Genomic DNA, 12693 nt, shown 5'->3' with positions numbered 1-12693 from the left:
CTAACTAAGAACTAATCGGGGCATAAATTATGGATGAAAATTTAATGTTGACATGGCAGAAGTGCCTTCAGTTCATGCGCGATAATCTAAACGCTGCTGAAGATAATTCTGATCTTAAAAAACTTGAAAAATCTTTCGATTTGCTGTTTGATAAAGTACAACCAATCTCTTTGGTTGACAACAATCTTACACTGATGGTACCGAGTGATTTTTACAAAGAATATATTGAGGATAATTACCTGTCCTTGCTTTCTGCTGCCCTGAAGAAAAATATAGGAAAAGGTGTGAAATTATGGTACTCGGTAATGGAAAACAAACCTTCCGGTTTAGAAAAACCCGTTACCATGAATATGAAAGGAAAGACCGTTCCTACACCAAAAGTTCAGGAAACAATGCCTCAGGGTTTTTCATCGAATATCGTCAATCCTTTTGTAGTACCGGGAATCAAAAAAGTAAATATTGATTCCAACTTAAAATCTGATTTCTCTTTTGACAATTATGTAGAAGGAGAAAGCAATAAATTTGCGGCAACCGTAGCGAGATCGATTGCAAAAAGACCGGGTGCAACAGCTTTCAACCCCTTATTTTTATATGGTGGTTATGGAGTAGGAAAAACCCATCTCGGCCAGGCTGTAGGGCTGGAAGTGAAAAGCCAGTTTCCGGATAAAGTCGTTTTGTATCTTTCTTCCGAAAAATTCATCCAGCAGTTTATTTCGGCTGCCAAAGCACATAAGCAGACAGAATTTGCCAACTTTTACCAGATGGTGGATGTTTTGATTATTGATGATATCCAGTTCCTTTCCGGTAAATCTGCAACGCAGGATAGCTTCTTCCATATTTTCGACTATCTTCATCAGAACGGAAAACAGATTATTCTTACTTCTGATAAAGCTCCGGCCGATATTATGGATATTCAGGACAGAATTGTTTCCCGTTTTAAATGGGGACTTTCCGCAGAAATAAAATCTCCGGATTACAGCACCCGTAAACAGATTATCGTTGATAAATTAAGCAGAGACGGTATCGTCCTTACAGATGATATGCTGGATTTTTTAGCGTCTGAAGCCAAAACGAATGTAAGAGAACTGATCGGGGTTATCAATTCTGTGATTGCGTATTCTACCATTTATAAATCAGATTTAAGTCTTGAATTATTAAAGGATACCATCAATAAAATTGCTGCCAATCAGAAGAAAATTATCAATATTCCGTATATCCAGGAAGTGGTTTGCGATTACTTCGGGATCAAAAGAGAGCAGCTTTTATCCAAGACAAGAAAAAGAGAAATTGCACTGCCAAGACAGCTGGCCATGTATTTTGCGAAAGAGCTTACGAACGCAACCTTTACTAAAATCGGTGAAGAAATGGGCGGAAAAGACCACTCCACAGTAATGTATGCCTGCGAAACGATTAAGGATGTTTCCAAAATCGATAAAGAGGTGAAGAAATACGTGAAGGAATTATCAGAAAGAATCAAGCAGTAAGAAATAATTTAATGTAAATACTAAAAATGGAGAATAATTTTATTCTTCATTTTTTATTTAGTTTTGTGGATTAAAGAATTTAAAGCTTTTATCATTTAATTGTCTTAAGAATATGAAAATATTAATGGTTTGTCTGGGAAATATTTGCAGAAGCCCTTTAGCTGAAGGAATTATGAAATCCAAAACTCCCGAAAATTTCTTTATTGATTCGGCAGGAACCATCTCAATGCATGAAGGTAAACATCCGGATCAGAGAGCAATACAAACGGCATCACGCCACGGGATTGACATTTCTCAACAGAGATCCAGACCCATTACACGAGCGGATTTTGAAAATTTTGATAAAATCTATTGTATGGATGTGGATGTATTGGCAGATGTTGTTTCCACAGCACGGAATGAAGATCAACGGAAAAAAGTTTCTTTATTTCTGGAAGTGCTCGGCGATCATCAGAATGCTGAAGTTCCGGATCCTTATTGGGGAGATATGAAAGAGTTCGAAGAAGTTTTCCAATTACTGGATCGTGGCTGTGAAGCTATTTTAAAACAAATAATTTAATATGAGAAAGATATTAATCTTACTTTTGCTGAGCTGTAATTTTATTTTCGGACAGACTAAAGATGAAAAGGCTGTCAGACAAGTAATGACTGATTTTATGAATTGCATTAAAACGAGGGATGAAGCTAAATTTATTTCTCTTTTTCAGGAACCTGTTCTCTGGACAGGTGTATATACTGATCGGACTTACAGAAAAGTTTTAGAAAAAGATCCCAATGAAAAAAGTTTTTTTACAGATAATTATAAAGCATTTATCAAAAGTTTTAAAAACAATAAATCTGAAGAGCGGTTTGATAATGTTAAAATTATAGAAGACGGATCAATTGCTTCTGCTAATTTTGACTACAGCTTTTGGTACGATGGCAAGATGCTAAATTGGGGAAAAGAAATATGGACACTGATGAAGATCAACGGTCTATGGAAAATAACATCCGTTTCTTTTTCAATGGATATGACAGAATATTACGTACAACCTTCTTTACAAGAGAGACTTAAAAAATAATATAAATGCTTTTCTTACTTCCGGCTTACCTTTCCGAAAATACTTCTATCACGCATTTTTCACCAGTGATAAAAGATTACATCATGCAAACTGACTACTTTTTTGTGGAAAATGAAAAAACCGCAAGAAAAGTGGTGAAATTCTTTGCTCCCGAAAAAAAACAGGCTGATCTTAAACTTTTCCTGCTGGATAAATACACGGAAAATGTGGATATCAAAGAAGCACAGGAACTGATGTTGAAAGGTCAGGATTTTGGACTGCTTTCAGAGGCAGGACTTCCTTGTATCGCAGATCCGGGTAATCTCATGGTGAAATGGTGTCATGAAAAAAATATCAGAGTTATTCCTATTTCCGGGCCTTCGTCAATTATTCTGGCTTTGATTTCGAGTGGTTTTAACGGCCAGGAGTTTACCTTCAATGGTTATCTCCCTATTGATAAAAGTGAAAAGAAAAAACAGATTCTGCATCTCGAGAACACGGTTCAGAAGACCGGTTATTCACAGATTTTTATGGAAACGCCTTACCGCAACAACCCGCTTTTTGAAGATTTAACGAAGTTTTTATCTCCGAATACAAAACTGTGTATTGCTGCCAATATCAACGATCCGGAACACGAGTTTATCAAAACCAAGACCATAAAAGAGTGGCAGAAACAGAAACCGGAACTGCATAAAATTCCGGCGGTATTTGTACTGGGGAAATAAAAGCATGAATTATTTTTCTTGATCTCCCGCAGATTTTGCAGATCGGGCAGATTTTTTTTAGTGCAAATTTGATCTGCTTAATCTGTAAAATCTGCGGGAGAGAAATTATAATTTATTAACCACTCTCTTAATTCCATCTAAAATATTCGTCGTATTAAAATTAATCAATAATCCGAGTCTTTTATCTGAAAGTTTCAAATAAGTCTGCAATTGCTTGTAATGAATTTCTTCAATACTTTTTACAGATTTTAATTCTAAAATAATTTTGTTTTCCACCAGAATATCGATTCTAAAATTTAAATCAAACTTTTTGTTGTCATAAATAACTGGAATTGCGACTTCTGGCTTCACATCCAATCCGTTTTCCTCCAATTCATAGATAAGAATTTTTTGATATACACTTTCCAAAAGGCCTGGTCCAAGACTGTTGTATACATTAAAAATGCATTTTCTTACTAAGAAGGAAATTTCATTTTCATCCATTTGTTTTTAATGCAAAATAAAAAAAATATCTTTATCCTTTATTTTTTCTTTCTGTTTCTCCATTTTCTCCAGAGAAATACAATAACAGGAATTAGTAAAAAGAAAGGCCAAAGAGAAACTACTCCTAATAAAAAAGCTACAAAACTGTTCCAGCCTTCCGTTACAGAATCACCAAACCGGCTTCCGAAACCTATTTTTGAAGTAGCGGAACTTCTGATTTTTTCTTTGTATAAATTTACATTCAGAGTACTGTAATTCACGCGGTCATCAATAAAACGGAGCCTGCCTTCCGCAACGTCAATTTCATCTTCCAGAGCTCGGATATTTTCCTGGATCTCCAGCATATCTTTCGTTGTTTTAGCGGTCTTAAGCATTTCACGGTATTTTTCAAGATAAATTTTTTGTTTCCGAGTTTAATGGAAACATCGGTATATTCTTCCGTTACATCATTGGATGAAATATTTTTAGACAATACAGCACCGAGTCCACTAGAAAAAGAATGGATCAACCCATCAAAATTCTGATGAGGAACCCGAATAGTAAGGTCCAAATTTTCATCAGTATCCGTATTCTGAAATTCTTCTTTCTGAATATAAGCTTTATTGTTTTTAAGAATAAAATTAATCTGCTCCTGCGCCTTTTTGATATCACCAACCTGAATTCTCATTTCACCGTTTTTGATAATCTTCTTGGTAATTGTGTTAATCTGCGGAGACGGGTTTGCAGGATCAACTTCCTGATTGGGAGGCATCATTTTTTCAGATAAAGAAGTTGGTGCACTCACTGCAGCTACTTTATCTTCCTGAATGACATCAATAAGACTGGCATTAAGCGACTGCGCTTCATTTTTTTTACAATGGATAAGAATTAAACAGAATAAAGGGATCAGTAATTTTTTCATGAATAAAAGTTTTATTGAGCACAGCAAAAAGTGTACTGAAAATTATATCAGACTCCAATGCTGGTTTTTCTCTTCTTTAACCAATTATTTTATATTTTTAAAGAATGAAAAAAAGTCTTTTAGCTATTGTATTTTCACCGTTTTTAGTATTTGCCCAGGAAGTTCCGAAACTTACCGATGAGGTGGCCATAAAACTATCTGAAAAGCCGCTTCACTGCATCACTCAGGAATATCCGAACAAAACGGCGCATATCATCAACAATGAAAATGAAGTTCCTTTAAGCCCGAAGGCATTGCATCCAAGCTTTTATGGCTGTTTCGACTGGCACAGCTCGGTACACGGACACTGGATGCTGGTTCGCTTATTAAAGACAAAACTAAACCTTTCCATAGCAAAAGAAATTGAAAATACGCTGGATCAATCATTCAGCAAAGAAAATCTGCAGGCGGAAGCCGATTATTTTACAAAATATCAGCTTACCGGTACTTTTGAAAGAACCTACGGCTGGGCCTGGTTATTGAAGCTTGACGAAGAGCTCATAACATGGAATCATCCCAAAGCAAAAATCTGGCATCAGAATCTTAAACCTTTAACAGATAAAATTCTGACAGCCTGGAAAACGTATCTTCCGAAACAGACTTATCCGAACAGAACCGGTGTTCATCCCAACAGTGCTTTTGCCATGGCTTTTGCGCTGGATTGGGCAAGATCAGCCGGTGATAAGGAGTTTGAAAATCAGTTGGTCGAAAAGGCAAAATATTTTTATTTAAAAGACGAAAAAACACCTGCCTATCTTGAACCGGACGGATCGGATTTCTTTTCTCCGAGCCTCGAAATAGCAGATTTAATGCGAAGGGTTTTACCACAGAAAGAGTTTGTACAATGGTTTGATAAGTTTTATGAGAAACGCAGTATCGAAAATATAGAAAAAATCCCTGTTGTCAGTGATTTGTCAGATTATCAGACGGTACATCTTGTCGGGTTGTCTTTTTCAAAAGCATGGTGTATGAAGGGAATTGCAAAATCACTTCCGGACCGTCATCCGCTGAAAAAAGAATTTCAAAGAACGGCAACATTATTTTTAAGTAACGGACTTCCGTTGCTTTTTCAGGGGAATTATGGAGGTGACCACTGGCTGGCAAGCTTTGCGGTGTATGCTCTTGAAGATTAATCAGCCTTGAAGCATGATGCTGGAAGAAGAGGGAATGTATAGATTATGAAACCTACTTCCATTATCTGGCTCCCATCTTCCATACCTGAAATTCTAATACCTGATTCCTGTTTTTTTCAGGATAAAGCTCAATAGCCAGATCGGACCAACTAACAGAAACTGTAAATCTTTAAGAAAAGAGGGTTTTTTACCTTCAATTTTATGGCCCACAAACTGGAAAATCCAGGTGATTACAAAGACCGAAAGGTAGACGATCCATGAATTTTCTTTAAAACGGATATTGATTCCATACGCAAAGCTTTCCATGATAATCATCAGAATAAACATGATGATACTGATGATCAATGAAAGCCGCATATAAAAAATGGTAACTAAAGCAATTGCTGCAAAACTTACATAACTGATCTCTCCAATGTAGATAAAGCCGATTGACTTTGACGGAATAAGGGAAATAAACCCTAAAATGCTCCAGAAGATCAGCGGGACACAAATCCAGTGGATCAGTTTGTTGGTAGAATTCCTGTGACTTTCGGCATATTCTGCAAAAAGCAAATCAATTTTTCTCATAGCTGTAATTTGGAACACTAAAATAATAAATTTTTGTAATCACTCAGCAGATTGCTTACATTTGTTCTATGTCTGTCTTAGAAAAATTCGGGGTTGAAATCTTTACCCAACATAATATCTTCGAGAGAATTGCTGTCGACAAACCGTTCCGTCCGGAAAATCCTGCATTTATATTTATCAAAACAGGAACGATAAAGCTGAAGCAGCATTTCCGGGATCTGGAACTTTCCGCCAATATGTTTATGGTTACCGATCCGCAGACGGTCTACGAAATGATCTCTGTGAGCGATGATTTTCAATCCAGAATGGTATCTTATAAAAGAGAATTTATCTCGGCATTATCATTAAAATTCAACAGGTTAATTACCTATCGGTATTTCAGACAGCAGATGAATATTGGCGTTCCCTTTCATGCCGATGAAATGGAAGTCGTATGGAAAAGCGTAAATTTTTTAAAGTATATTTTGGATTCCGAAACAGAGATGACGTATAAAAAAGAAATCGTGGAGCATCTTTTTTCCGTATTCTGCTACCAGATGGCCGGGATCATTTCCAAAGAAGACAGCAGTGCCATGAACCAGATGTCGAGGCAGGAAGAAATTGTTTTTGTTTTTCTGAATGATGTGGCTAAACATCACAATGCTGAGCGAAGTGTAGAGTTTTATGCCGCACGGCAGTCGATTACAACCAGACATCTTTCATCGGTTGTTAAGAATGTTACCGGGAAATCCGCCAGTGAGATCATTGCTTTAATTGTTATCAATGAAGCAAAGGTGTTATTGAACTCATCTAATAAGCCTGTTTCCGAAATTTCTGCACTTCTTGGTTTTAGTGATCAGTATTCTTTTTCTCACTTTTTTAAAAAACATCTGGACGAAAGTCCAACCCGGTATAGAAATCAGTTCGAAAACTGAAATCCTACATTTGAACATCTTTTTCCAAAATTCAAACATTTGTTTGACTCTTTGCCTGCCATAACTTTGCATTCGTAAAACAAGGTAAAATGGTACAGAATATAAAAACAGCGCTGTCATTCATGATAGCCGTATTTCCTGCGCTGTTTTTTTCCCAGGAAATAAAACAGATGACAGCGAATGAAGTGGCACAACTTGCCCTTCAGAATCATCAGCAGCTAAAAGTTTCGGCACAGAATATTGATATTGCAAAGCAGAATACAAATGTTGTAAAACTCCAGAAACTTCCCAATATCACTGCTTCTACAAGCCAGTTCTATCTTGGTGACGCCGTAGCGATTGACAAGGATTTTTCCAATTCTACAACTGTTCCGATGCCTCACTATGGAAGCTCGTACGCTGTACAGGCAACGCAGCTGATCTTTAAAGGCGGGCTGGTGAATAAATCTATTGAAATGGCGGGACTTCGCGAGCAGCTTTCCGAACTTGATCTGGAGAAAAACAAGCAGGATGTAAAGCTTCTGGTGATCTCCAATTATCTTGATGTGTATAAAATTGTAAACCAGGAAAACGTTTTTCAGAACAACAAAAAGCTGGCGCAGGAGCGACTTAAAAATATTCAGAAATTCTATCAGCAGGGAATGGTTACCCGTAATGAAGTGATCCGAGGTGAGCTGGCGATCAAAAACCTGGATCAGGGAATTGTGACGTTAGCCAACAACAGGAAAATTTTAAACTATAATCTGAATGTGGCTCTTGGTCTTCCTGAAGACACCCAGATTGTTCCTGTTGAAAGTCTCGAAAATAAAGAATCCGGAATCGGAATAGCGCATTATCTGAATCTCGCTCACAGCAACAATCCTGTATTGAAATCTGCACAGACGAATGTAAATGTTGCCGATAAGAATATCGAAATCATTAAAACCGATAAGATGCCAACTATTTCAGGCTTTGGCGGATATAGTTTGCAGAGACCGATTACGACAAGAAATCCTGTGCTTGATATGTATTCCGGAGGTTGGCAGACCGGTATTTCGTTAAGTTATAATATTGATAATTTATATAAAACCAAAGAACGCGTAAAATTGGGCGAACTTCAGAAAAATCAGGCGAATGACGCAGTAATTCTGACACAGCAGAATATTGACATGGCGGTAAATGCCGCTTACATCAAATATCAGGAATCGATTCAGCAGGCAGAAATTCTTAATGATGCTAAAAAGTTAGCAGAAGAAAACTACAAAATTACGGAAGCCAAATATCTGAATCAGCTCGCCGTTCAGGCGGAAATGATTGATGCGCAGAATCAGAAATTACAGTCGGAGTTAGATTATGCCAATGCAGAGATCAATATGCTGTACCAATATTACAATCTTCTGAAATCAACGGGAACATTATAATTTTTTAAGGTAAATAAAACAATGGAAAACAAGGAACAAAATATTAAAAACACATCTTCAATGCAAACCAGTGCTGCAGCAAAGAAGAAGGAAAATAAAAAGAACAAAGTAAGAGCAGTTATCTCCAATATCATCGTCTTTCTGGTGATTGGTTTCGGATTGTTCTGGCTGGTACGGGAGTATTTTCATGTGGGCGATAAAACGTATACAGAAGCAGCGCAGGTGGAAGAGTTTATCAATCCTATCAACACCAGGGTTTCAGCATATATTAAAGAAATCAGATTTACAGAACATCAGCCTGTAAAAAAAGGAGATACACTGGTTATTTTGGATGACCGTGAGATTCTTACCCAGCTGGGACAGGCAGAAGCAGCTTATCAGAATGCTCTGGCCCAAAAAACGGCTACAAGCTCTTCTGTTAATACAGTATCTAATAATATCAGCGTTGTAGAATCGAATATTGCAGGCGCGAAAGCAAGACTGTGGAATGCGGAGCAAAACCTCAACCGTTATAAAAACCTTCTGGCTTCCGAAGCGGTCACCAGACAGCAGTACGACCAGGTAAAGACTGAGTATGATGCACAGAAAGCAGCTTATGAAACGTTAGTAAGCCAGAAACATTCGGCAAGCCTTTCCACAACAGAGGTAAAGAGCAAGCTGGGAATTAATGATGCTGAGATTAAAAGAACAAAAGCGGCTCTTGATATGGCAAAGATCAGCCTTTCGTATACGGTAATCACCGCTCCTTATGACGGCGTGATGGGACGAAGAACCATTTCGGAAGGCCAGCTGATACAGCCGGGACAGCAGGTGGCAACAATTGTGCTTAACGGACAGAAATGGGTAACGGCCAATTTCCTGGAAAGCCAGATGCCTGACGTGAAAATCGGTGAAAAAATGATGATGACCGTAGATGCATTGGGCGGAAAACAGTTTCAAGGGGTGGTAACGGCGATTTCCGCAGCAACAGGATCAAGATATTCCAGTGTTCCGACAGATAATTCTACCGGAAACTTTATTAAAGTTCAGCAGAGAATACCAGTAAGAATAGAATTTACATCATCCAATAAAAAAGAAGATCTCAATAAACTGAGCGCAGGAATGAATGTGAATGTGAGTTTAGTAAGTAAAAAGTAAAATTTGAAAAGAGCCAAATAAGAGTGAAATTATCAGGTTTGAGTGGATTAAGATATGAAATGTAAAAAAATCTAACAAATGTTGATGAATTTGCTACCTGCATGATACTTGGCTCTTCTGACTTTTACTTGGCTCTTTTAATTTTAAAATCAAAAAATGTACAATAAAGGACTATATAACGACTGGGTTCCCAAACCTATACAACTTCTTCTTATCGTATTGCTGCTTGCCGTAGTAATGCCGTTGGGTGGAGTATATACCGGAAACATCAGCTATCTCGTAAACGGAACCGGGGCGATGACAGAATATTTCATGTGGGCCAATTATGCTACGACCATCGGGATGGGAGCCTGTATGCCAATTGTTCTCAGGATGAAAATGAGATTCAAAGTCCGGGATAAAATGACGGTTTTGCTGGTGCTTTTGGGATTGTTAAGCTACCTGAATTCCACAACCTATGATCCTATGATATTTGTTTTCAGCTCACTGGTGATCGGGTTTTTAAAAATGATGGTCACCATTGAGCTCTTTCTCCCGCTTATGGCTATGATCGGTAACCGGGGGATGTTCTACGGTGCATTTTACACCTTCGTCCTGGTGCTGAATCAGGTTGCAGCTTATTATGCGGCAGATATTTCCATCCGGTACAACTGGCAGCATTTTTATGTAATGGCTTCGGTCGCATGTTTTGTTCTGGCTCTTATCCACTGGATTTTTATGCATAATAAGTATTTTGCCTTAAAGGTTCCGCTGCATTATATAGACTGGCTCAGCGTATTGCTTTTCATGGCAGCCTTTATGTTTCTGGCGTATGTTTTTTCATTCGGAAAACAGCAGGACTGGCTCAATTCAGCCAACATCATCAATGCCGGAATTGCAGCTTTTGTAAGTTTCACTTTGCTTGTGATACGGCAGCTGACTTTGAAAAGACCTTATTTATCGTTTAAAATTTTCACTAAAAATAATGTTCGGCATGGGTTGTTTATGCTTTTGTGCCTGGGGATGTTCTTAGGAACGACGTCCATTCAGAATACTTTTGCTGTGGGAGTATTGGGGTATGACCAGCTGACGAATGCAAAGCTGAATCTCTTAATGATTCCGGGGCTGATTCTTGCAGGTATTGCGGCTATTTTCTGGTTTAAAAAAGAAATCCCGCTGAAAATGTACATCTTTTCCGGTTTTGCCGCGATGTTGGGGTATACCATTATCATGTATTTTTCAATGGTGCTGGAGTTCAGTTACCATTACTGGTATCTTCCGATGTTCCTTAAAGGATTCGGAATGGGCGCTTTGTTCATCTCTGTTTGGTTTTATACGCTGGACAAACTGGAAATAGATGATATGCTGGCTGCTATTGGTTTAGTATTAGTCTGGAGAACATTTCTGGCAGTTGGTGTTTTTTCGGCGCTGTATTCCTGGTTCCAATACCGTTTTCAGGTAACAGCAATTGGCGATCTGGCGGTCTATATGGATGGGATGACGGTAACACCGCAGAATGTTGCGGGCAACATGAAGCTCATTCAGCTGAACGCTATTCTTGTGGCTTCAAAGAAAATATTCGGATATATCATTCTTGCCGGGATCTTTATCCTGATCTATATTTTTACCCATCATTTCGGAAAAGAACGTTTCGAATACCTTCGTTTTATCAGAATGCTGACGGGAAAATCGGTAATCGCCAGAAGAAGGCTCCGTGAAAGAAAAAAACTGTTAGAAGAAATAAAAGACGCAGCAGGGCCTGCGCTGTAACGATACCTTGTTTTTCATTTACTCAGTCAAAGCTTCATTTTATTTATAGAATGGAGCTTTGCATTTGTAGTTTTGAACAGTACGAAGCAGGGTGTCTGCGTCGATGCTGGCAGGGTGTCTGCTTCGGGGCTGGCAGGTTGTGTGCTTCGGAGCTGGCAGGATGAGTGCTTCGAGGCTGGTAGGGTTAACTGTATCTTCGCGAATATAAAAAGGGCTTTAAATCATAGTATACTATCAATAACTAAACTGTGTGCTTGCTCAATAAGCAGGCGGCTCCGGTAGTCTCGGGTGAGGAATAGATACATTTCTTGTGAGTTTTGCGGTGAAATCTCGCAACAGCGAGCGCAAGATATTATTGATAGTATCCTAAAAAATAGATCAAAAACCTATATCTTTACAATCAGAATTAATGCTATGAAAGACCTTATGGGAAAGGCGATCTGGGATTATTACCATCAGGAAAATCCTCAGGATCTGCAGACTGAAACTTCGATCTCCGAGCTGGATGAGCTTCCGGTTGAATACCTCTTCCGGGATTTTGAGGACATGAATGAAATCGAACAGAAAGCATTGGAACTGTCGCGGAGAAAAGTCCTTGACATAGGAGCCGGGGCAGGATCACATTCATTATATCTTCAGAATGAAAGAAACCTTGACGTAACAGCCCTGGATATTTCTCCCAAATCCATAGAAGTGTGCCGGCTGAGGGGAATAAAAAAAGCTGTAGCTGAAAACATGCTGCATTTTTCCGGTGAAACTTTTGATACGATACTTTTACTCATGAATGGCACCGGAATTTTCCAGAGCCTCCATGTCATTGATATCTACCTGAAGAAGCTGCACTCACTTCTGAACGAAAACGGACAGATCCTGATCGACAGTACCGATATTTTGTATATGTTCGATCGTGATGAAGACGGCGGCGTTTATATTCCGGCGGAAGGATATTACGGTGAACTGGATTATATCGTTCATTACAAAGGAGAATCTGAAGATCCGATAAAATGGCTGTACCTTGATTTTAATACCTTGAAAAATGCTGCCGAAAATAACGGTTTTAAGATTGAAAAACTGTTTAAGGATGAAGATTCTTATCTGGCGAGGCTGACGAAATAAAATAA

12 protein-coding genes and 1 pseudogene are annotated in these 12693 nt (G+C 38.4%); 10 read left to right on the top strand and 3 right to left on the bottom strand.

From position 1 onward, the window contains the following. Positions 1–29: 29 nt before the first annotated feature. The 4 genes from dnaA (at position 30) to ACYT6F_RS18260 (ending at position 3249) form a co-directional block, all read left to right on the top strand. A complete protein-coding gene (gene dnaA, locus ACYT6F_RS18275) occupies positions 30–1484 on the top strand; it encodes a chromosomal replication initiator protein DnaA (RefSeq protein ID WP_169229932.1) in 1455 nt (484 codons plus the stop codon). Positions 1485–1596: 112 nt separating this feature from the next. Next, the gene (locus ACYT6F_RS18270) at positions 1597–2043 is read left to right on the top strand and encodes a low molecular weight protein-tyrosine-phosphatase (protein ID WP_472599046.1); all 447 of its coding nucleotides are present in this window, start codon (positions 1597–1599) and stop codon (positions 2041–2043) included. 1 nt (position 2044) lies between these two features. Then, complete coding sequence (locus ACYT6F_RS18265; RefSeq protein ID WP_169229934.1) at positions 2045–2545, top strand: nuclear transport factor 2 family protein; 501 nt, start codon at positions 2045–2047, stop codon at positions 2543–2545. Between the two features lie 5 nt (positions 2546–2550). Beyond that, a complete protein-coding gene (locus ACYT6F_RS18260) occupies positions 2551–3249 on the top strand; it encodes an SAM-dependent methyltransferase (protein ID WP_472599045.1) in 699 nt (232 codons plus the stop codon). Positions 3250–3354: 105 nt separating this feature from the next. Here ACYT6F_RS18260 and ACYT6F_RS18255 read toward each other — a convergent pair whose 3' ends face one another. Together ACYT6F_RS18255 and ACYT6F_RS18250 are read right to left on the bottom strand one after the other, a co-directional pair. Continuing rightward, positions 3355–3732, bottom strand: coding sequence for a GxxExxY protein (locus ACYT6F_RS18255; protein ID WP_312176848.1), 378 nt, complete (start codon positions 3730–3732; stop codon positions 3355–3357). A 38-nt stretch (positions 3733–3770) separates the two neighbouring features. Continuing rightward, positions 3771–4399 (bottom strand): annotated as a pseudogene (locus ACYT6F_RS18250) (DUF4349 domain-containing protein). A gap of 338 nt (positions 4400–4737) precedes the next feature. Here ACYT6F_RS18250 and ACYT6F_RS18245 point away from each other — a divergent pair. Continuing rightward, positions 4738–5805: a DUF2891 domain-containing protein gene (locus tag ACYT6F_RS18245; RefSeq protein ID WP_472599044.1), complete on the top strand. Its 1068-nt coding sequence runs from the start codon at positions 4738–4740 to the stop codon at positions 5803–5805. 93 nt (positions 5806–5898) lie between these two features. Here ACYT6F_RS18245 and ACYT6F_RS18240 read toward each other — a convergent pair whose 3' ends face one another. Continuing rightward, positions 5899–6372 carry an Mpo1 family 2-hydroxy fatty acid dioxygenase gene (locus ACYT6F_RS18240; RefSeq protein ID WP_472599043.1) on the bottom strand — a complete coding sequence of 158 codons (474 nt, stop codon included), beginning with the start codon at positions 6370–6372 and terminating at the stop codon, positions 5899–5901. A 68-nt stretch (positions 6373–6440) separates the two neighbouring features. Between ACYT6F_RS18240 and ACYT6F_RS18235 the strand changes: the two genes are divergently transcribed. The 5 genes from ACYT6F_RS18235 to ACYT6F_RS18215 all read left to right on the top strand — a co-directional run bounded on the left by ACYT6F_RS18235 (position 6441) and on the right by ACYT6F_RS18215 (position 12688). After that, entirely contained in the window at positions 6441–7286 is an 846-nt protein-coding gene (locus ACYT6F_RS18235; RefSeq protein WP_472599042.1) for a helix-turn-helix domain-containing protein, read from the top strand. 89 nt (positions 7287–7375) lie between these two features. Next, positions 7376–8686 (top strand): TolC family protein, encoded by a 1311-nt coding sequence (locus ACYT6F_RS18230; protein WP_472599041.1) that lies wholly within the window; start codon positions 7376–7378, stop codon positions 8684–8686. A gap of 21 nt (positions 8687–8707) precedes the next feature. Beyond that, the gene (locus tag ACYT6F_RS18225; RefSeq protein ID WP_472599040.1) at positions 8708–9823 is read left to right on the top strand and encodes an HlyD family secretion protein; all 1116 of its coding nucleotides are present in this window, start codon (positions 8708–8710) and stop codon (positions 9821–9823) included. Between the two features lie 156 nt (positions 9824–9979). Continuing rightward, on the top strand, positions 9980–11572 hold the full coding sequence (locus tag ACYT6F_RS18220) for an MFS transporter (protein WP_472599039.1): 1593 nt from the start codon (positions 9980–9982) through the stop codon (positions 11570–11572). Positions 11573–11986: 414 nt separating this feature from the next. Beyond that, entirely contained in the window at positions 11987–12688 is a 702-nt protein-coding gene (locus ACYT6F_RS18215; protein ID WP_472599038.1) for a class I SAM-dependent methyltransferase, read from the top strand. Positions 12689–12693 lie beyond the last annotated feature (5 nt).

This window comes from Chryseobacterium sp. NG-CE01, assembly GCF_055695505.1.
This window is presented reverse-complemented; position numbering and strand designations above follow the sequence as displayed.

What these genes read in the sequence shown, in the direction of transcription:
- dnaA (WP_169229932.1), top strand. Translation starts at nt 30, where the DNA reads ATGGATGAAAATTTAATGTTGACATGGCAGAAGTGCCTTCAGTTCATG.
- ACYT6F_RS18270 (WP_472599046.1), top strand. Translation starts at nt 1,597, where the DNA reads ATGAAAATATTAATGGTTTGTCTGGGAAATATTTGCAGAAGCCCTTTA.
- ACYT6F_RS18265 (WP_169229934.1), top strand. Translation starts at nt 2,045, where the DNA reads ATGAGAAAGATATTAATCTTACTTTTGCTGAGCTGTAATTTTATTTTC.
- ACYT6F_RS18260 (WP_472599045.1), top strand. Translation starts at nt 2,551, where the DNA reads ATGCTTTTCTTACTTCCGGCTTACCTTTCCGAAAATACTTCTATCACG.
- ACYT6F_RS18255 (WP_312176848.1), bottom strand. Translation starts at nt 3,732, where the DNA reads ATGGATGAAAATGAAATTTCCTTCTTAGTAAGAAAATGCATTTTTAAT.
- ACYT6F_RS18245 (WP_472599044.1), top strand. Translation starts at nt 4,738, where the DNA reads ATGAAAAAAAGTCTTTTAGCTATTGTATTTTCACCGTTTTTAGTATTT.
- ACYT6F_RS18240 (WP_472599043.1), bottom strand. Translation starts at nt 6,372, where the DNA reads ATGAGAAAAATTGATTTGCTTTTTGCAGAATATGCCGAAAGTCACAGG.
- ACYT6F_RS18235 (WP_472599042.1), top strand. Translation starts at nt 6,441, where the DNA reads ATGTCTGTCTTAGAAAAATTCGGGGTTGAAATCTTTACCCAACATAAT.
- ACYT6F_RS18230 (WP_472599041.1), top strand. Translation starts at nt 7,376, where the DNA reads ATGGTACAGAATATAAAAACAGCGCTGTCATTCATGATAGCCGTATTT.
- ACYT6F_RS18225 (WP_472599040.1), top strand. Translation starts at nt 8,708, where the DNA reads ATGGAAAACAAGGAACAAAATATTAAAAACACATCTTCAATGCAAACC.
- ACYT6F_RS18220 (WP_472599039.1), top strand. Translation starts at nt 9,980, where the DNA reads ATGTACAATAAAGGACTATATAACGACTGGGTTCCCAAACCTATACAA.
- ACYT6F_RS18215 (WP_472599038.1), top strand. Translation starts at nt 11,987, where the DNA reads ATGAAAGACCTTATGGGAAAGGCGATCTGGGATTATTACCATCAGGAA.